This window comes from Caulobacter sp. GW821-FHT10A10 (assembly GCF_059415745.1).
This window is the reverse complement of sequence record NZ_JBWKNV010000006.1, coordinates 27,174-46,689: the sequence shown is the minus strand read 5'-3', so window position 1 is coordinate 46,689 and position 19,516 is coordinate 27,174. Positions and strand designations below refer to the sequence as shown.

The window sequence follows — 19,516 nt, the reverse complement described above, 5'->3', positions numbered from 1 at the left end:
GAGGTGTCGCCGAAGGCGACGGAGGGGGAAGGGGCCCCCGCTTCCGCAACGACTTCCCCCTTCGGCCGCTTCGCGCCCACCTCCCCCTTCGGGGGGAGGGTCTCGAAACTCAGATCCTCCCCCCCTGGGGGAGGTGGCCCGGAGGGCCGGAGGGGGCCTTCACCGCCGCAGGATCCCCCCTTCGCCCTCCTCGTCTCCGAACGCGGAACCCGCCGTCTCGCCGCCGTCAACGACGCCGCCCTGGCCCTGGGCCTCTCCGCCGGCCAGAAGGCCGCCGACGCCCTGGCGCTGGTTCCGCATCTGATTACCGCCGACCACGACCCGGAGGCCGACCGCCGGGCGCTGGAGAGCCTCTGCGACTGGTGCGTGCGCTTCTCGCCGGCCGTGGCGGTCGACGGCGACGACGGCCTGCTGCTCGACATCACCGGGACCGACCACCTGTGGGGCGGGGAGGGGGCCATGCTGGCCGACCTGTTGGACCGCCTTGTCCGCTGGGGCGTGCCGGCCCGCGCCGCGATCGCCGACACCGCCGGCGCGGCTTGGGCCCTGGCCCGCTATGGCGGCAACCAGGCGGTGGTCCCGCCCGGCGGCCAGGCTGAGGCGCTGGCTCGCCTGCCGGTGGCCGCTCTGCGTCTCGATGAGGCCGCCCAGGCCCAACTGCCGCGCCTGGGCCTGCACCGCGTCGGCCAGCTCTACGGCCTGCCGCGCGCCCAGATGGCCAAGCGCTTCGGTCTGGCCTTCACCCAACGCCTCGACCAGGCTTTGGGCGCGGCGGGCGAGGCCCTGGTCTTCCGCCGTCCGGCCAGCCCGTGGTTCGCGCGCCTGGCCTTCTTCGAGCCGATCAGCGCGCCCGAAGACCTGGCGCGCGTCGCCGCCGACGTGCTGGCCCTGATCTGCAAGCGGCTGGAGGCCGAGGGGCGCGGGGCCAAGCGCTTCGAGGTCGTGTTCCACCGCCTGGACGGCAAGGCCTTTCCCGTGCCGGTCGGCCTGGCGCGCCCGGGCCGCGACGCCAAACGACTGGCCAAGCTGGTCGCGCCCAAGCTCGACCGGGTCGATCCGGGCTTCGGGATCGACGTGATCACCGTCCACGCCTTCGCCGTCGAGGCCCTGGCCCAGGGGCAGTCGCGCATCGACGCCGAGCTCGACGCGGCCGAGGCCCTGGCCCCGCTCGTCGACCGCCTCGTCAACCGTCTGGGCGAGGGCCGGGTCTGGCGGCCCGATCCGGTGGAAAGCCATGTGCCCGAACGCGCGGTGGCCCGCGCCGCGCCCCTGGCCCCGGCGGCGACCGCCCGGCCGTGGAACCCCGACCTGCCGCGCCCGACACGCCTCTTCCGCCGCCCCGAGTCCATCGAGGTGATGGCCAAGCTGCCCGACGACCCGCCGCTGCGCTTCACCTGGCGCGGCCGCCCGCACCGCGTGCGCGCCGCCGAAGGCCCCGAACGCATCGGCCAGGAATGGTGGCGCGGCGACTTCGACGACACGGGTCCCGGCAAGATCCGCGACTACTACCGGGTGGAGGACGAGGCCGGCGGCCGCTTCTGGATCTACCGCCAAGGGCTCTATGGCGACGGCGACATGCCGAAATGGTGGCTGCATGGCCTGTTTGGTTGAGAGCCCACAGACCCTCCCCCTGAAGGGGGAGGTGGCCCGGAGCGCCGGAGGGGGAAGAGGTCGCGGAGGTCCGTACGTTCGCCGGTTTGGGAGTTTACTCCCCCCTCCGTCGGCTTCGCCGACACCTCCCCCTTCAGGGGGAGGGTCTTGACCATGACCGCCTACGCCGAACTCCAGGCCACCACCAACTTCTCCTTCCTGCACGGGGCCTCCCGCGCCGAGGAGCTGATGCTGACCGCCGAGGCCTTGGGCCTGTCCGCCGTCGGCGTGGTCGACCGCAACAGCCTGGCGGGCGTCGTACGCGCCTGGACGGCCGCCAAGACGCTGAAGGTCCGAGCCTTGGCCGGTTGTCGGCTCGACTTCGCCGACGGTACGCCCAGCCTGCTGTGCTATCCCTCCGACCGCGAGGCCTTCGCGCGGCTGACGCGGCTCCTGACGCTTGGCCAGCGGCGGGCGGGGAAGGGCGAGTGCATCCTGTCCTGGGCCGACTTCGTCGCCCACGCCGAGGGACAGCTGGTGCTGGTCGTGCCGCCGGAAAAGCTGGACGCCGCCTTCGAGGCCGACCTCGCCCGCATCGCCGCCGCCCTGAAGGGCCGTGTCTGGCTGGCCGCCAGCCGCGCCTACGCCGCCCAGGACCTCAAGCGCCTGGCCCGTCTCGACGCCCTGGGCGAGGCGGCGGGCGCGCCGATGGTCGCCACCAACGACGTGCTCTATCACGGCCCCGAGCGGCGGCCGCTGCAGGACGTCATCACCTGCGTGCGCGAGCACTGCACGATCCAGGAGGCCGGCTTCCGGCTGCAGGCCAACGCCGAGCGCCACATCAAGGCCCCGGCCGAGATGGCGCGTCTGTTCGAGCGCTGGCCCCGGGCGATCGCCCGCACCGTCGAGATCGTCGCCCGCATCGGCTTCGACCTCGACGACCTCAAGGAGGAGTATCCCGACGAGCCGGTGCCGCCCGGCAAGACCTCCATGCAGCACCTGACCGATCTGACCTGGCAGGGCGCGGCCTGGCGCTATCCCGGCGGCGTGCCCGAGAAGGTCGAGGCGCAGCTGAAGGAAGAGCTGCGGCTGATCGCCAAGATGGACTATCCCAACTACTTCATCACCGTGCACGACATCGTGCGCCAGGCGCGGTCGATGGGGATCCTGTGCCAGGGGCGCGGCTCGGCGGCCAATTCCTCGGTCTGCTACTGCCTGGGGGTGACGGCCATCGACCCCACCGAGCACCGCCTGCTGTTCACCCGCTTCATCTCCGAGAACCGCGGCGAGCCGCCCGATATCGACGTCGACTTCGAGCACGAGCGGCGCGAGGAGGTGATGCAGTACGTCTACGAGCGTTATGGCCGGGAATATGCCGCCATCTGCGGCACGGTGATCCATTACCGCCCGCGCAGCGCCATCCGCGACGTCGGCAAGGCCCTTGGCCTGACCGAGGACGTCACCAGCCTGCTGGCCGGCACGGTCTGGGGCAGCTGGGGCGACGGCCTGCCCGAAGAGCACCTGAAGAACGCCGGCCTCGACCCCAAGGCCCCGGAGATCGCCCGCGCCGTGGCCCTGGCCACCGAGCTGATGGGCTTTCCCCGCCACCTGTCGCAGCACGTCGGCGGCTTCGTCCTGACCAAGCGGCGGCTGGACGAGACCGTGCCGATCGGCAACGCCGCCATGAAGGACCGCACCTTCATCGAGTGGGACAAGGACGACATCGACAGTCTGGGCCTGATGAAGGTCGACGTGCTGGCGCTGGGCATGCTGACGGCGATCCAGCGGGCCTTCGGCATGCTGCGGGCCGATCATGGCGAGCCGATCGCGGACCTGGCCGACGTGCCCAAGGAGGTGGCCGGCGTCTACGACATGCTGTGCGTGGCCGACAGCATCGGCGTCTTCCAAGTCGAGAGCCGGGCGCAGATGTCGATGCTGCCGCGTCTGAAGCCACGTCGGTTCTACGACCTGGTCATCGAGGTGGCGATCGTTCGTCCGGGGCCCATCCAGGGCGACATGGTGCATCCCTACCTGAAGCGGCGGAACGGCATCGAGCCGGTGGACTGGCCGCATCCGTCGCCCGAGCACGGTCCGGAAAACGAGCTGCAGGAGATCCTGGGCAACACCTACGGCGTGCCGCTGTTCCAGGAGCAGGCCATGAGTCTGGCCATCGAGGCGGCCAAGTTCACGCCCGACGAGGCCGATGGCCTGCGCAAGGCCATGGCCACCTTCCGCAACCTCGGCACGCCGGCCGAATACCGCGAGAAGTTCGTCGAGGGCATGGTCCGGCGCGGCTACCAGCGCGACTTCGCCGAGCGCTGCTTCAAGCAGATCGAGGGCTTTGGCCACTACGGCTTTCCGGAAAGCCACGCGGCCAGCTTCGCCAAGCTGGTCTATGTCTCGGCCTGGATCAAATGGGCCTGGCCGGACGTGTTCTGTGCGGCCCTGATCAACTCCCAGCCCATGGGCTTCTACCAGCCGTCCCAGCTGGTGCGCGACGCGCGCGAGCATGGAGTCGAGGTTCGGGCCCCGGACGTGATGATGAGCGACTGGGACTGCACGCTGGAAACCCGCTCTTCCCCCGCGCCAGCGGGGGAGGGGGACCGCGAAGCGGTGGAGGGGGCGACGGCGCGCATGGCGCTTCGTCCTTCGCCCCCTCCGTCACGGTGCGTATCCGCACCGCGCCACCTCCCCCGTTTCTCGGGGGAGGAGCGACGAGACCCGCGCAAGATCTCCAACGAAGACACCCGCCCTCGCTGGAAGGCGCTGCGCCTGGGCCTGCGCCAGATCAAGGGGCTGAAGGAAATCGACGTCCTGACCCTGATGAAGGCTCGCGACGAAGGCGCCCGCACGCCGGCGGAGTTCGCCCAGGGCGGCGTGCCTCAGCGGGCGCTGGAACTGCTGGCCGAGGCCGACGCCTTCGCCTCCACGGGTCTGGCGCGCCGCGACGCGCTGTGGGCGGTCAAGGGGCTGAAGGGTGAGCACAAGGCGCCGGTCCAGGCTCCGCTGCTGGCTGGCCTGCCGCTGTTCGAGGACCAGGTGTCGCTGCCGGCCATGGGCAAGCCGCAGGAGGTGGCCGAGGACTATCGCACCACCAGCCTATCCCTGAAGGCCCACCCGTGCGGCTTCTACCGGCCGATGCTCCAGAAGCTGGGCGCGGTCACGGCCGACCAGCTGCCGAAGTTCCGCAACGGCCAGAAGGTGTCGGTCGGCGGCCTCGTTTTGATCCGCCAGCGGCCGGGTACGGCCAAGGGCGTGGTGTTCGTCACCCTGGAGGACGAGACGGGCGTCGCCAACGCCGTCGTCTGGAAGGACCGCTTCGAGGCCGACCGCAACGTGGTGATGACCGCCTCCTTCCTGGTCGTGCACGGTCGGGTGCAGGCGGCCGAGGGCGTCATCCACATCGTCGCCGAAGGCTTCACCGACCTGTCGGCCGAGCTCTCGACCCTGCGTGACGAACCCGGCGCGCCGGCTCCGCGCGTGAGGCAGAAGGTGTCGGGACGGTTGCTGCGAAGCCGGGATTTTCATTGAGGCGGGGAGATGCTCGACCCCTACCCGTAAAATCCCCGCGAAAGCGGGGACCCAGGCTTTTTCTGCAACCTGCGGCGCTCGACGATAAAACACCTGGGTCCCCGCTTTCGCGGGGATTTTACGGATGTTGAAGTGACTTGCCTTGCTCGCCCGAGCCGCAAGGGGAGAAGGATCAGACGGGCGCCGTCTCCGCTGTCGTCGCCCGCAGGCGCTCGACCAGCGCGAACAGCTGGGTCCGCACGCCGAACTCGTCGCCGGCCAGGGCGGAGGCTTCCAGGCTCGCCAGCACCGCATCCTCGATGCGCGGCGGCGGGACCAGGGGCGTGGCCTCGATCACGCCGTCGGTTTTCGGCGCGGCGGTCTCGTTGACGTCGACCAGGGCCTCGGTGAGCTTCTCGCCGGGACGCAGGCCGGTGATGCGGATCTCGATGTCCTTGTCGGGGACCAGGCCCTGCAGCTCGATCATCCGGCGCGCCAGGTCGATGATCTTCACCGGCTCGCCCATCTCCAGGGTCAGCACCCCGGCCGGCGGGGCGGTCTCGGCGGCCGACTGGGCGACGGCCCGCAGCACCAGCGACACCGCCTCGGGGATGGTCATGAAATAGCGCTCGACCTCGGCGTCGGTCAGGGTCACCGGCCCGCCGCGGGCGATCTGGTGGCGGAACACCGGCACCACCGACCCGGCAGAGCCCAGCACGTTGCCGAACCGCACGACGCCGACCCGCATCTTGCCGCCGCCGCCGAACTGGCGGGCCAGGGCTTCGGCCACGCGCTTGGTGGCGCCCATGACGCTGGCCGGGGCCACGGCCTTGTCGGTCGAGATCAGGGCGAAGTGGGCCGCGCCGGCCGCCTTGGCCGCGCTGGCCACGTTGCGGGTGCCCAGCACGTTGGTGCGCACGCCCTCGCATGGATGGCTCTCGACCATCGGCACGTGCTTGAGGGCGGCGGCGTGGAAGACGATGTCGGGCTGTTCGGACGCCATCAGCCGCGAGACGCGGCCCTCGTCGCGCACGTCGCACAGGGCCTCGCGGCGCGGCAGCTGCGGCCAGGCCTCGGCCAGTTCGCGGTCGATCAGGAAGAGGTTGGCTTCCGAGGCGTCGACCAGGGTCAGGTGGGCCGCGCCGCTGGCGGCGATCTGCCGGCACAGCTCCGAGCCGATGCTGCCGCCGGCGCCGGTGACCAGCACCCGCCTGCCGCTGACCAGGGCCTGCACCGGAGCCGGGTCGAGCCGGACCGGCGGACGGCTGAGCAGTTCCTCCAGGCTGATCTCGCGCAGGGCGGCGTTGGTGGGCCCATCGCCCATCTCGACCACGCCCTGGCGGCGCAGCAGGCGCACGCCCTCGCTCTTCAGCCGGCCCAGCCGCTCGGCCCCGAAGGCGCTGAGCGGCCCTTCGGCCAGGAACAGCACCGCGGCCGGCGACAGGCCGCCGTCGCGCAACTGGCGCATCACCCGGTCGAACTGGCCGATCGCGCCCAGCACGCAGACCCCGCGGATCTCGTCGCCGGTCTCGCGGGCCTCGGGGGTCAGCACCCCGACCACGGCGTAGCGCTGGGCCAGGCCGTCGGGCGCGCGCAGGAAGGCTTCGGCCTCGGCCGCCTGGCCGACGATCAGCAGGCGGGGCAGGGCCGGCGAGGCCGGGGCGGGGCGCAGGCGCAGCAGGGCGTCGGCCAGCACGCCGTCGTGCAGGGCGCGGCGTCCGACGCGCAGGGCGGCCAGCAGGCCGATCTGCACGACCAGGGCCGCCAGGATGGTGCGGCCGCCGCCGTCGAGCTTGGGCAGCAGGATGTGCGCCAGCAGCGAGAAGGTCAGGGCCGTCAGCGCCGACGAGCGGGCGATCCTCAGGTAGTCGGCGGCGGCCACGAAGCGCCAGGGCGAGCGCTCTAGCTGAAACAGCAGCTCCACCAGCAGCGCCGAAAGGGCGTAGAGGCCGGCATGGGCCAGCAGGCCGGGCCGGTCAGTGTCGAGGCCCGCGGCCAGGATCTGTCCGGTCAGCAGGGCCAGGAAGGCCAGGAACACGTGCGCTGCGATCTTGCCGGCGCGACCCATCGATGCCCGAACTCCCTACGCGTCGGAACTGTTCAACCTGTGCGGCTTAGCACGCTCATCGCGCCTCGTCGCCGATTCCGGGTCGATTCAGGCGCGGGCGAGCGGCAGGACGGTCACCAGGTCGCCAGCCAAGGCCGCCGGGGCTCCCGCCGGTCGCCTCAGCAGGGCGTCGGCCTGGGCGAAGACGCCGACCAGCGACGAGTCCTGGTCGGGGAAGGGCGTGACCACCAGCCGGCCCTCGGCGTCGACGGCGCGGGCGGCCCGCATCCAGTGTTCGCGTGGTCCGTTGGCGGGCAGGGGCGCGGTCAGGCGGGCGTGCGTGAAGGGGAGGGCGGCGTCGGCGCCGGTCAGAGCCGCCAGCAGCGGCCGCAGGAACAGCTCGGCGCAGACCAGGGCCGAGGCCGGATTGCCCGGCAGGCCCAGCACCCGCCGGCCATCGGCGAGAAAGCCGAACCAGGTCGGCTTGCCCGGACGCACGGCGATGGTCTGCACCCGCAGGTCCAGGCCCAGTTGCGCCATCGCCGGCTTGACCAGGTCGTAGTCGCCCACCGAGGCGCCGCCGATGGTCACCACCAGGTCGACGGCCGCGCCGCGCACGGCCTCGGCGATCGCGTCGGCGGAATCGGCGGCGGGGGCCAGCTTCACTGCTTCGCCGCCCCAGGCGGTGATCAGCGCCGCCAGGCTGAACGAGCCGGACTCGAAGATCTGGTCGGGAGCGGGCGCGCCGCCGGGGGGGACCAGTTCGTCGCCGGTGGCCAGGATCGCCACCTTCGGCCGGCGGGCGACCTCCAGACGGTCGCGTCCGGCGGCGGCGGCCAGCGAGAGCCGCCAGGGATCGATCCGCGCCCCGGCCTCCAGCAGCCGGTCGCCGGAGCGGAAGTCGCCACCGGCCGGCCGGATGTTGGACTTGGGATCATTTGCGGCCGCGAAGCGCACGATGTCGCCCTCGCGCGTCGCCTCTTCCTGGATGACCACGAGGTCGGCGCCGGCCGGCACGGGCGCGCCGGTGAAGATCCGAACCGCCTGGCCAGCTTCCAGAGCCGTCGCGTAGGCGCGGCCGGCGGCGCTTTCGCCGACGATCGCGAAGGCGTCGATGACGCCGTAATCGGCCCGGCGGATCGCCCAGCCGTCCATGGCCGAGGCGTCGAAGGGCGGCTGATGGCGGTCGGCGACGATCTGCGCCGCAAGCACCCGGCCGATCGCGTCGGGCAGGGCCACGGTCTCGACGCCCAGGCGCGCAGCGCCGTCCAGCATGCGGCCGCGGGCTTCCTCGACGGTCAGGTTCTTCAGGGCTTGGCTCACGGATCGTCGGTCTTTGTCCATCGCGCCGCATGGCTGTCGCACGGCGCCGCCCCGGTCAATCGAAACCTGGAGCCGACACGCCCGGCTTGTAGCGATTGGGCGGAATGCCCAGCAAGCGCTTGAACATGGTCGAGAAGGCGGCCGGACTGTCGTAGCCGAGGTCGAGCGCGATAGTCGTCACCGGCTCGCCGGCCGCCAAGCGGGGCAGGGCGGCCAACAGCAGGGCCTGCTGTCGCCAGGCGCCGAAGCTCATGCCGGTCTCGCGGCGGAAGGCGCGGGTGAAGGCCCGGCGCCCGAGGCCCAGCTCGCCGCACCAGTCGTCGATGGTCTCGTGCGGCGTTGGGCGTTCCAGGAAGGCGTGGCAGCGCTTGGCCAGGGCCGGAGCGGCGGGGAAGGGCACGGCCAGCGGGATCACCGGCGCTCGCGCCAGCTCGGCCAAAAGCAGGTCCATGACCATCCCGTCGCGGCCGGCCTCGTCATAGTCGACGGCGATGTCGCAGGCGGCGATCAGCAGGTGGCGCAGCAGCGGCGCGACGCCGATCACCCGTCCGCGATCGCCCAGCACCGCCGAGGCCCGATCATCCAGCAGCACGCTGCGGGTGCTGACCGCCCCGACCATCCGTACCGAATGCGGCGTGCCCGCCGGGGTCCAGACCGCGCGCTCCGGCGGCGCGATCCAGGCGCCGTGCGGCGTGCTGACCACGGCCACGCCGGCGGCGGCGTAGAGCAGCTGGCCGCGCCCGTGCTGGTGCCAGTCCAGCTCGAACGAGGGCGGATACTCGTTGCCGGTGGCGACCACCGGCCGCAGCGCGTGGTCGTAGTCGGCGGGATGGATCCAGGGCTTGGCCATTTGTCCCACTCGCGAAAGTGAAAGTCCCGTTGCGGAATGCGGGACGCCTTCGCAGGTCCTATCGCGGTCGAACCTTCACGGGAAGAGCTTCAATGACCGATACAGCGATCCGATCCGCCGTCGCAGAACCAGCCGCCAACAGGGCCCAGACCACCGTGTTCGGCGTGATCCTGGCGGTGAGCGGCTGCCACTTGCTCAACGACATGATGCAGTCGCTGCTGCCGGCCATCTATCCCAACCTCAAGACCGACCTGCACCTCAGCTTCGGCGAGATCGGCCTCGTCACCCTGGCCTACCAGATCACCGCCTCGATCCTGCAGCCGCTGGTCGGGCTCTACGCCGACCGCCGCCACAATCCGATGGTGCTGCCGGCCGGGACCCTGTTCTCGCTGTCGGGGCTGGTGGTGCTGTCGATCGCCCACGTCTACGGGCTGGTTCTGGTGGGCGCGTGCCTGCTGGGCGTCGGCTCGTCGGTGTTCCACCCGGAATCCTCGCGGGTGGCGCGGATGGCGGCGGGCGAGCGGCCGGGCCTGGCCCAGTCGCTGTTCCAGGTCGGCGGCAACGCCGGCCAGGCCCTGGGTCCGCTGGCCGCGGCCCTGGTCGTGGTGCGCTGGGGCCAGTCCAGCCTGGGCGTCTTCGCCCTGCTGGCCCTGCTGTCGGGGGCGGTGCTGTGGAACGTCGCCGTCTGGGCCCGTCACCACGGCCTGGCGCGCCTGGCCGCCGGCAGCGGCCGCAAGGTCGCGATCGACTTGCCCAAGGGCGCGGCGGCCAAGGGCATCGCCATCCTGCTGGCGCTGATCTTTTCGAAGTACGTCTACATGGCCAGCCTGACCAGCTACTTCACCTTCTACCTGATCGAGCGTTTCCAGCTGTCGGTCGGCGCCGCCCAGATGCACCTCTTCGCCTTCCTGGCGGCGGTGGCGGTGGGCACGATCGCCGGCGGACCGGTGGGCGACCGCTTCGGCCGCAAGGCGGTGATCTGGATCTCGATCCTGGGCGTGCTGCCCTTCACCCTGGCCTTGCCCTACGCCAGCCTGTTCTGGACCGGGCCGCTGGTGGTGATCATCGGCCTGCTGCTGGCCTCGGCCTTCCCGGCCATCGTCGTCCTGGCCCAGGAACTGGCCCCCGGCCGCATCGGCATGATCTCGGGCCTGTTCTTCGGCTTCTCGTTCGGCATGGGCGGCCTGGGGGCTGCGGTGCTGGGCGAGGTGGCCGACTGGAAGGGCGTCGAGACGGTCTACAAGCTCTGCGCCGTCCTGCCGGTCCTGGGCCTGCTGGCCGCCTTCCTGCCGAACACGCGCAGGCGCTGAAGCCCAAATTCAAGAACCGCAGAATCAAAAAGGCCAGCCGCGAGGCTGGCCTTTTCACTGTCGGGAACTTGCGATCGTCAGCCGACGAAGGCGCGCTCGATGACGAAGTCGCCCGGCTCGGCGTTGGAGCCCTCGACCAGGCCGTGGGCCTCCAGCAGGGCGGCGGTGTCCTTGATCATGGCCATCGAGCCGCACAGCATGGCGCGGTCGTGCTCGGGATCGAACTTGCCGCCTTCCAGGCCCAGGTCGCTGAACAGCTTGCCGCTCTCGATCAGGTCGGTGAACCGGCCCTGGCGCTCGAACGGCTCGCGGGTGACGGTCGGATAGTAGACGAGCTGGGCCTTGGCCTCGTCGCCGACCAGCGGATCGTCGTGGATCTCGCTGGTGAAGAGGTCGCGATAGGCCAGTTCCTGAACTTCGCGCACGCCGTGGGCGACGATCACCTTCTCGAAGCGGCTGTAGGCGTCCGGATCGCGGGCGACTGACAGCCAGGGCGCCAGGCCCGTGCCGGTGCCGAACAGGAACAGGCGCTTGCCGGGCTTCACCGCGTCCAGCACCAGGGTGCCGGTCGGCTTCTTGCCGAGCAGGACCTGGTCGCCGGCCTTGATCTGCTGCAGGCGCGAGGTCAGCGGGCCGTCCGGCACCTTGATCGAGAAGAACTCCAGCTCCTCGGCGAACGAGGGCGAGCCGATCGAATAGGCGCGCAGGATCGGCTTCTTCTCGCCCAGCTCTTCGCGAGCGGGCAGGCCGATCATCACGAACTCGCCCGAACGGAAGCGGAAGCTGGCCGGGCGGGTGATGGCGAAGCTGAACAGCCGATCGGTCCAGTGCTTGACCCAGAGAACGGTCTCGAGGTTGTGCGGGGACTCCTTGGCGGGAGCAGGGGCGGCGGTGGCGGTCTCGGCCGTCATGGTCTGTGGTTTCGATCCTGTTCGCGCGTCTGAATAACAGCAGCGCGCATAAGAAAAGTCGGGCGTCGCTCCGGCCCTGAAGGCGACCTGCGTCTCATGTGAGAAGTTGAGAGCGGATGTCAACTTTTGCTGTCTGAAGCCGCTTTGAGAAAAAATTCTACGAACCGCTCAAAATAGCGCCGTTCGCTTTTTCAGACTGTGTCAAAAATGTGATTGCCGGTCGCCGAAACGGGGCGCAGAGTTCCTTTTGCTTCGTTCGCGGAGCCAACGATACGGAGGAACGTATGCGGGTGAGGTTCGTTATGGCCGCCGCGGCGGCCAGTCTGTTAGCGTTAGGCGTAGCGGGTTGTGAAGGCGGCGCCCAAACCAAGGCCGCCAAGGCTCAGCAAGTCACTCTGGAAGGCAAGTCGGTGACGGCGAGCGGCTGCGTGCGGCCGGTCGAAAACACCAAGTGCCTCGTCGTGCGCGGCCCCAACGGCGGCTATTACGACGTCTCCAGCGCCAGTCCGGCGCCGGATCCCGGAAAGGGGGTCGGCGTTTCGCTGCGCGGACGTGACCAAGGCAAGAACACCGAATGCGGTCGTGAGCTGACCGACGTCAAATGGTCCTATCTGAACGTCCAATGCGCCGCGGCCCTGCCGAGCGCCGCGGGCGAGGCGGAGGCCAAGAAGGCCGGCTGACGAAAAGCCGACCCACAGGTTCGGCTCCGGCGGGGTTGCGCTTCAGCCTTCGCCGGAGCCTGGATCCGTGCGCGTCTTCGGCGTGGTCACACTGTCCTCGGCGCCCACGGGTTCCGTGGCCGGACGGGGAGGCTTGCCGTCGCCACCGGGATTCGGTCGCTGATTCTCATGCTCGACCTCACGGTTCGAGGGGCGTTCGCCGGGGTTTTCAGCCATCGCGGATCCTTTCTCGGGCGCGTCATTGGCGCGTCACAGGGGCGTCCGGGCCAAGAAACCTGTGAAAAGGCGCCGTCGGACCCGGGACTTCCGCAATAACGCGCGGTTGACGCGACCTGATCCGCTTGCCCGGCGCAAACGACCCTGCTACACGACGCCGCTCTGGCGCTGGGAAGCGTCGGCGGCGCCGCTCGCGGCCCTCCGGCCGAACCGTCGCCAAGGCTGCGGTCCGGTACTTCAAGGACCGGAGTTTCTGCAGGAGTGTAGCTCAGCTGGTAGAGCATCGGTCTCCAAAACCGAGGGCCGGGGGTTCGAGTCCCTCCACTCCTGCCACTATATGTCATCGGCCGGCCCGGCGTTCGGTCCGGCCTGTCAGATACGCGAGCCTCTGAAACCATGGCCAGGAAACCGGGATCCAGCCCGTCAGCGATCAAGAACCGCGCCGCCCGTACGGCTGCGGCGCTGGCCCCTGCCGGTCAGGCTCCGTCCGCCGCCGCCGCCGCGGCGCCCAAGAAGCCCTTCAACCCGGTGCAGTTCTTCCGTGAAGTGCGCGCCGAGGCCCGCAAGATCACCTGGACGACCCGCAAGGAGACCTGGATCACCTCGGTGATGGTCTTCATCATGGTGATCGTCGCCTCGCTGTTCTTCCTCCTGGTCGACTGGCTCCTCGGGGCCGGCGCCAATCTGCTGCTGAAGTTCGCGGCCGGATAAGTCATAAGAAGACCATGAGCACCGAAACCGCCTCGAACCCGAACCACAAGTGGTACATCGTCCACGCCTACTCGAACTTCGAGAAGAAGGTGGCCGAGAGCATCCGTGAGCAAGCCAAGGCCCAGGGCCTGGAAGACAGCTTCTCCGAGATCCTGGTGCCCACCGAGGACGTCGTCGAGATCCGCCGTGGCCGCAAGGTCAACGCCGAGCGCAAGTTCTTCCCGGGCTACGTCCTGGTGAAGATGAACCTCTCGGACGAAGCCTACCACCTGATCAAGAACACCCCGAAGGTCACGGGCTTCCTGGGCAGCGGCTCCAAGCCGACGCCGGTCTCCGAAAAGGAAGTCCAGCGCATCGTCGGCGCCATCGAAGAGGGCGTCGAGAAGCCGAAGACCGTCGTGCTGTACGAAGTCGGCGAGAACGTCCGCGTCATCGACGGCCCGTTCGCCAGCTTCAACGGCTCGGTCGAGCAGGTCGACGAAGAGAAGGCCCGCCTGCGGGTCACCGTCTCGATCTTCGGCCGCGCCACCCCGGTCGAGCTGGAATACAGCCAGGTCGAAAAGATCGCCTGATCCCTTTCGGATCAGCGCCAAACGAAGAACCCTGCGTCGGCCGACGCGGGGTTTTTTGTTGTCTGCGCAGGTGGGCGGCGGCATAGCCAGCCGATCGGTGAAGGCAGGAATGGGGGTTCCGATGCCGTCCTTTCGTTATCTGGAGCTGCCCGCTTCAGAGGTGACCTCCCTGACTTGGCGAGGAGACGTCCTGGTCGACAGGGTCGGCGGCGGCGCTGTCTACGGCCTCGACGGATCCTTCGCGCCGGCCCAGGTGCGATATGCCTACCGTTTCGATTCCCTGGTTCAGTCGACGGACGGAAGATACGCCGTCATCTACGAGCGGCGGGGCACGAAGGGCGTCGTCCTGCGAGACGAGCGGGTGATCCGCGAGATCAACCGCAGCTTCTATCACGCCGAGGTCTACGACTATCCCATCGCGCTGTTCCGTCTCGCCGACGGGCGAGAGGTGCTCGCCCATTGTCCGGACGACTACAACAGGATCGAGATCGAACTGGTCGAAACCGGCGAGAGACTGACAGGGCGGGGCGATGCTTCCCAAGCCCTGGACGTCTTTCATTCCGGCCTCGCCGCCAGCCCTGACGGCGCCTGGCTGTTGAGTGCGGGCTGGATGTGGCACCCTTATCTGGGCGTGTCGTTCTATCCGCTGGCGGAAAGCCTGGCCGATCCCTTCCGCCTGGACCGGACGCACGGTCTGGCCGATTGCGCCGAGATCGCCTCGGCCGTCTTCGTCGATGGGGAGCGGGCGGTGCTGGCCTCCGCGCCGCACGCAGAATCTTTCGACGACGACCTTTCCGGGCTGCGGCTTCGTCCTGGCGAGATCGGGGTCTACCGGTTCGCCTCGGAAACCTGGGACAGCGTTGCTCCGTTTGGCGAGCCTGCGGGCAGGCTCCTGGCGATCGACGCCGATCACGTGCTGTCGCTGTACGAGTGTCCGAAGCTGATCCACGTGCCCACGGGGCGCGTGCTCGAGCGTTGGCCCGGAATCCTCAGCGGTCTCTGGGACGGTTGCCTGAGCGCCTCGGTCCCGCCGCCCATGGCCTGGGATCCCGGTGGGAGGCGGCTGGCCATCGCCGCCGAGGACCGGATCCAGATCCTGGCCCTGCAGGAGGCCTAACGCGGCCTCGCCCGGGGCGCCGCTACGCCGCCAAAGAAAAGGGCGGATCCCCGAAGAGATCCGCCCCCAGTTCAGCCTAGATCAGGCGAGGCTTAGAACTTCGCCTTGAAGCCCACGTAGAAGCGGCGGCCGAGCACGTCGTAGGTCGACGGATCGGTGTTGGCCTGGACGTAGGAAGAGAAGTAGGGCGGCTGCTTGTCGGTGAGGTTGGTGACCCCGCCGCGCAGCGAATAGGTGTCGTTGATCGCCCAGCTGCCGTTCAGGTCGAAGTAGTCGACGGCGCCGATCTTCTCGTCCGGATAGTAGGCGTCGACCATGTCGCCGATGTGCCGCCAGCGCGCGCCCACCGAGAACGGACCGAAGGCGTAGTCCACCGACGTGGCGTACTTCCATTCCGGGTGCGAGACGGCGGTGCCGCTGATCTGGGTGTTGCCGATCGTGCCCTTCAGGTCGACGAAGTCCTCGCCCGGCAGGCTCTGGATCTTGAAGCTCTCCAGGTAGTTGCCGACCACGTTGACCTTGATCGAGCCCAGGCTGTCGTCGAGGCCGACCGCGCCGAGGCCGAAGCCCCAGTCGAGCTGGAAGTCGACGCCCGAGGTCTTGTATTCGCCCAGGTTCAGCGCCGTCAGCGTGACGTTGGTGATCTCGCCGGTCGTGCTCGAGCGGGTGAACAGATTGCAGTAGTAGGCGCTGCTGCTGCCGCCCGTGTAGCACTTCTCCAGCGCCGTCGAGACGTCGATGGTGCCGATCGCGTCCTTCACGTCGATCGAATAGTAGTCGACCGAGACCGAGAACTTCTCGAACAGCGGGTTCTCGAAGCGCGGGGTCCAAACGAAGCCGAAGTTGTAGGTGTCGGCGGTTTCCTCGGTCAGGTCGGGGTTGCCGCCGCTGGTGCCTTCGATCTGGGTGTTGCTGTAGGTGTAGCTGTCGATGATCGAGCTGGGCAGGCCCTGCGCCAGGCAGACGCTGCGGACGGTGGCCGCCGTGGCGCTGTCGGTGCGGTAGGTGCTGCTGACGTCGCAGGGGTCTTCGCTCAGCGAGTAGAAGCCCTGGTTCTGCGGCGAGTAGAGCTCGCCCAGGCTCGGGGCCCGGACGGCGCGCTGGTAGCCGCCGCGCAGGCGGAAGCCGTCGACCAGCTCCCAGTCGCCGTCGACCTTGTAGGCCGAGACGCCGCCGACCGTGGCGTAGTTCGAGTAGCGGTAGCCGAGGTCGAGGTTCAGGGCCTTGATCAGCGGCAGGTCCTTCAGGACCGGCACCAGCAGTTCGCCGTAGACTTCCGACACGTGGGTCGAGGCGTCGACCGAGCCGGCGGCGTTGAAGCCGACGACGTCGCCGCTCAGCAGCAGGGCGTCGGGGTTGTACTTGTAGCTGTCGTACTTGTAGTCGGCCCCGAAGGCGCCGCGCAGCTCACCGGCCGGCAGATCGAAGAGGCCGCCGCTGAAGTTGGCTTCCAGCATCGCCTGGTCGGCGATCGTGGTGTTGCGGGTCGTGCGCGAGATGTAGGTCTTGCACTCGTCCGAGATCGTGTTGTTGCCGAACGGGTCGTAGCCGCCTTCGCAGAGGCTGGCGCCGCCGTCGGCCGCGTCGAGCAGGGTCTCGACGGCCGTGCGGCTGACGTTGCCCGACTGGACTTCCTTCTGCTTGGAACGGCCGAACGACGCGTAGACGTCATAGGTCCAGTCCTTGAAGCCGGTGTCGCCGCGCACGCCGCCTGCCGCCTGGACGACGTCGAAGGTGGTGTTGGAGATCCGCGCGCCCACGTCGGTGAAGCGCTTGTTCAGGGTGAAGTCGGCGTCCGGATCGGCGCGGCTGGCCAGCAGGGTGGCCAGGTCGTCGCTGATGAAGGGGTTGGTCACCGGCACGCTGAAGCCGGTGCCCGGGGCCGGGGCCAGCACGGTGCGCGACTTGTAGTGGCTGTAGTTGAGCGACCCGTACAGCTCGGCGTGATCGGTCAGGTCGAAGGTGCCGGCCGTGTAGAACGAGTAGCGCGTCATCGGCAGCTGCAGCAGGTTCAGCGCGCCGGTGTTGTACGAGTTGCTGGACGTCAGCGTCGAATAGTCGATCGCGGTCGAGCCGGTGTAGTTGATCCCGTTGGTGAACAGCGTACCGTCGTTGTTGAAGCCGTAGCGCGCGTTCGAGGCGGCCACCGTGCCGCTGGAAACGCCGTACTGCGAGAACACCGAGTCGATGGCGCTTTGCGACGGCGCGTTGGTGGCGTCGACGACGTAGGTGCCGTAGGGCGTGGTGCTCGACAGGCCGCTGACCTTCGAGAAGTCGCGGGCGGCGTTGTAGACCGAGCCGCGCTTCGAATAGCCGAACGAGGCGGTCACGTGGCCGCGGCCGTCGGCGAACTTGGTGCCGCCGGTGATCGCCAGCGAGCCTTCCTTGCCGTCGCCGCGCTGGGTCAGGCCGTACTGGCCGTCGACCATCAGGCCTTCGAACTTGTTGTTGAGCTTGAAGTTGACGACGCCGGCCATGGCGTCCGAGCCGTAGGTCGCCGAGGCGCCGCCCGAGATCACTTCGATGTTCTGGATCAGGGCCGAGGGGACGATGTTGACGTCGACCGTACCGTCCGAGTTCGACGGAACGACGCGGTGGCCGTCGATCAGCACCATGGTGCGGGCGGTGCCCAGGCCGCGCAGGTCGATGTTGGCCTGGCCGCCGTTCGACGGGTTGTTCGAGGTCGACGACACCGACGGCACGAACTGGGGCATCTGGTTGAGCAGGGTGTCGACCGTGACCGAGCCGGTCTTTTCGATCGCGGCCTGATCCATGGTCATGATCGGGCTGTTGGAGACGTAGTCGCGGCGCGCGATGCGCGAACCGGTGACGACGACTTCCTCGACGGCGGCCGGCTCGTCGTTCGTCTGGGCCTGCGCCAGGATCGGCGCGGCCGTCACGGCGATGACGAGCGCCGACGCGCTCAGAAGATAGGTATTTCTAGCCATTCATAGTCCCCAGTATTCGCCAAATCGCTTGTCGCGATGACGGCGTTCTGCGAAACAAGGTTCGCGATACCGGAGACGAATGGCGTCGTTTCTTTTCTGAATTTCGGCGGAAATTCATGGAATGGGGCGAATATGTTGCCCGATATCGTTGTGCGAAGAACGGGTGTGCTCGCATTGCGCCGTTATCGGCATGAATTGATGAATTTGTGACGATGTAGTGTCGTTCTTGTTTATTCGCGGGTCGCTCAGGTTGAATTGGGGCCGCGGCGTGGCCGAAACCGGCGTGGCATGGCGGCAACAGGGCGTGGGCGATCGTATACCGGCCGCCGCGCTGGACTCCGTTCGACGCGCCTGCTACATGCGCCGCCTCGCTCCAGGACCCTGTCCCGGGGCGTGTTCGTCGTTATTCGCTCGAATGGCTTCATTCACGCGAATTCGAGGAAACCAAATCCGTGGAAGGGCCGCCAAGCCCGCACCACGGCTCACCAGCGAGGGCTCCGGCCTTCATGAGAGGATAGTATGGCTAAGAAGATCCTGGGCTACATCAAGCTCCAGGTGAAGGCTGGCTCGGCCACGCCTTCGCCCCCCATCGGCCCGGCTCTGGGTCAGCGCGGCGTCAACATCATGGGCTTCTGTAAGGAGTTCAACGCGCGCACCGAGAACGTCGAAAAGGGCACCCCCCTGCCGACCGTGATCACTGTCTACCAAGACAAGTCGTTCACCTTCATCACCAAGACGCCTCCGGCGACCCACTACCTGAAGCAGATCACCGGCCTGAAGTCCGGCGCGAAGCTGACCGGTCGTGAGACCGTCGGCGAAGTGACGCGCACCCAACTGCGCGAAATCGCCGAGAAGAAGATGAAGGACCTGAACGCCAACGATCTCGAGGCTGCCGCCAAGATCATCGAAGGCTCCGCCAAGGCCATGGGCCTGAAGATCGTGGAGGCCTAATCCAATGGCTAAGCAACCCAAGCGCATCAAGGCCTGGACCGGCGACCGTGACGCCACCCTGGCCGTCGCCGACGCCATCGCCCTGGTCAAGGCCAACGCCAAGGCCAAGTTCGACGAGACCATCGAAATCTCGGTGAACCTCGGCGTCGATCCGCGTCACGCCGACCAGCAGGTCCGTGGCGTCGTTCAGCTGCCGTCGGGCACCGGCCGTGACGTCCGCGTCGCCGTCTTCGCCAAGGACGCCAAGGCCGCCGAAGCCACCGCGGCCGGCGCCGAAGTGGTTGGCGCCGAAGACCTGGTCGAAAAGATCCAGAACGGCTTCATGGACTTCGATCGCGTCATCGCGACCCCGGACATGATGGCCCTGGTGGGTCGTCTCGGTAAGGTGCTGGGCCCGCGCGGCCTGATGCCGAACCCGAAGGTCGGCACCGTGACCCCGAACGTCGGCCAAGCCGTGAAGGACGCCAAGGGCGGCGCCGTTGAGTTCCGCGTCGAAAAGGCCGGTATCGTTCACGCCGGCATCGGCAAGGCCTCGTTCACCGACGAAGCCCTGCTGGTCAACGTCAAGGCTCTGATCGACGCCCTGAACAAGGCCAAGCCGTCGGGCGCCAAGGGCGTGTTCGTCAAGAAGGTCGGCCTGTCCTCGACGATGGGTCCGGGCGTGAAGGTCGACATCGCCTCGATCACCGCCTAACGGCCGATCGAAGCTTTTGACTTCGGAGACGGGCGCTGGAGCGATCCAGCGCCCGTCTTGCGTTTGGGGTCTTGGTTCGTTGGGGT

The 19,516-nt window shown here is 68.7% G+C and carries 14 protein-coding genes, 1 tRNA gene and 1 pseudogene; 10 read left to right on the top strand and 6 right to left on the bottom strand.

All coding sequences use genetic code 11. The features are described from left to right. Positions 1-159 precede the first annotated feature (159 nt). Positions 160-300 carry a hypothetical protein gene (locus AC07NS_RS16710; RefSeq protein WP_494605760.1) on the bottom strand — a complete coding sequence of 47 codons (141 nt, stop codon included), beginning with the start codon at positions 298-300 and terminating at the stop codon, positions 160-162. Between AC07NS_RS16710 and AC07NS_RS16705 the strand changes: the two genes are divergently transcribed. Together AC07NS_RS16705 and AC07NS_RS16700 are read left to right on the top strand one after the other, a co-directional pair. Beyond that, complete coding sequence (locus AC07NS_RS16705; protein WP_494605746.1) at positions 247-1,611, top strand: DUF6504 family protein; 1,365 nt, start codon at positions 247-249, stop codon at positions 1,609-1,611. The two genes, AC07NS_RS16710 and AC07NS_RS16705, sit on opposite strands and share 54 nt — an antisense overlap. Positions 1,612-1,764: 153 nt before the next feature. After that, entirely contained in the window at positions 1,765-5,121 is a 3,357-nt protein-coding gene (locus AC07NS_RS16700; RefSeq protein WP_494605000.1) for an error-prone DNA polymerase, read from the top strand. Positions 5,122-5,293: 172 nt separating this feature from the next. Here the strand turns inward: AC07NS_RS16700 and AC07NS_RS16695 are convergent, their stop codons facing one another. The 3 genes from AC07NS_RS16695 to AC07NS_RS16685 form a co-directional block, all read right to left on the bottom strand. Beyond that, complete coding sequence (locus tag AC07NS_RS16695; protein ID WP_494604998.1) at positions 5,294-7,168, bottom strand: polysaccharide biosynthesis protein; 1,875 nt, start codon at positions 7,166-7,168, stop codon at positions 5,294-5,296. Positions 7,169-7,255: 87 nt separating this feature from the next. Beyond that, entirely contained in the window at positions 7,256-8,491 is a 1,236-nt protein-coding gene (locus AC07NS_RS16690; RefSeq protein ID WP_494604996.1) for a molybdopterin molybdotransferase MoeA, read from the bottom strand. Positions 8,492-8,525: 34 nt separating this feature from the next. Continuing rightward, a complete protein-coding gene (locus AC07NS_RS16685; protein ID WP_494604994.1) occupies positions 8,526-9,320 on the bottom strand; it encodes an AraC family transcriptional regulator in 795 nt (264 codons plus the stop codon). A 92-nt stretch (positions 9,321-9,412) separates the two neighbouring features. Here AC07NS_RS16685 and AC07NS_RS16680 point away from each other — a divergent pair, with 92 nt between their 5' ends. Then, positions 9,413-10,630, top strand: a complete 1,218-nt coding sequence (locus AC07NS_RS16680) for an MFS transporter (RefSeq protein ID WP_494604992.1) — start codon at positions 9,413-9,415, stop codon at positions 10,628-10,630. 77 nt (positions 10,631-10,707) lie between these two features. On the opposite strand, the pseudogene AC07NS_RS16675 reads toward AC07NS_RS16680, so the two are convergent. Next, a pseudogene (locus AC07NS_RS16675) lies at positions 10,708-11,639 on the bottom strand (ferredoxin--NADP reductase). A gap of 204 nt (positions 11,640-11,843) precedes the next feature. On the opposite strand from AC07NS_RS16675, the gene AC07NS_RS16670 reads away from it, so the two are divergent. The 5 genes from AC07NS_RS16670 to AC07NS_RS16650 all read left to right on the top strand — a co-directional run bounded on the left by AC07NS_RS16670 (position 11,844) and on the right by AC07NS_RS16650 (position 14,837). Beyond that, on the top strand, positions 11,844-12,221 hold the full coding sequence (locus AC07NS_RS16670; RefSeq protein WP_494604991.1) for a hypothetical protein: 378 nt from the start codon (positions 11,844-11,846) through the stop codon (positions 12,219-12,221). A 473-nt stretch (positions 12,222-12,694) separates the two neighbouring features. Further along, positions 12,695-12,770 (top strand) — tRNA-Trp (locus AC07NS_RS16665). A gap of 63 nt (positions 12,771-12,833) precedes the next feature. Next, entirely contained in the window at positions 12,834-13,148 is a 315-nt protein-coding gene (gene secE / locus AC07NS_RS16660; protein WP_110117862.1) for a preprotein translocase subunit SecE, read from the top strand. A gap of 14 nt (positions 13,149-13,162) precedes the next feature. After that, a complete protein-coding gene (nusG, locus tag AC07NS_RS16655; protein ID WP_110117861.1) occupies positions 13,163-13,720 on the top strand; it encodes a transcription termination/antitermination protein NusG in 558 nt (185 codons plus the stop codon). 121 nt (positions 13,721-13,841) lie between these two features. Next, positions 13,842-14,837, top strand: a complete 996-nt coding sequence (locus AC07NS_RS16650; protein ID WP_494604989.1) for a hypothetical protein — start codon at positions 13,842-13,844, stop codon at positions 14,835-14,837. A 92-nt stretch (positions 14,838-14,929) separates the two neighbouring features. On the opposite strand, the gene AC07NS_RS16645 is transcribed toward AC07NS_RS16650, so the two are convergent. Next, positions 14,930-17,785 carry a TonB-dependent receptor domain-containing protein gene (locus AC07NS_RS16645; protein WP_494604987.1) on the bottom strand — a complete coding sequence of 952 codons (2,856 nt, stop codon included), beginning with the start codon at positions 17,783-17,785 and terminating at the stop codon, positions 14,930-14,932. A 519-nt stretch (positions 17,786-18,304) separates the two neighbouring features. Between AC07NS_RS16645 and rplK the strand changes: the two genes are divergently transcribed. Together rplK and rplA are read left to right on the top strand one after the other, a co-directional pair. Continuing rightward, positions 18,305-18,736: a 50S ribosomal protein L11 gene (gene rplK / locus AC07NS_RS16640; RefSeq protein ID WP_010918527.1), complete on the top strand. Its 432-nt coding sequence runs from the start codon at positions 18,305-18,307 to the stop codon at positions 18,734-18,736. A 4-nt stretch (positions 18,737-18,740) separates the two neighbouring features. After that, entirely contained in the window at positions 18,741-19,430 is a 690-nt protein-coding gene (rplA, locus tag AC07NS_RS16635; protein ID WP_110117857.1) for a 50S ribosomal protein L1, read from the top strand. Positions 19,431-19,516 lie beyond the last annotated feature (86 nt).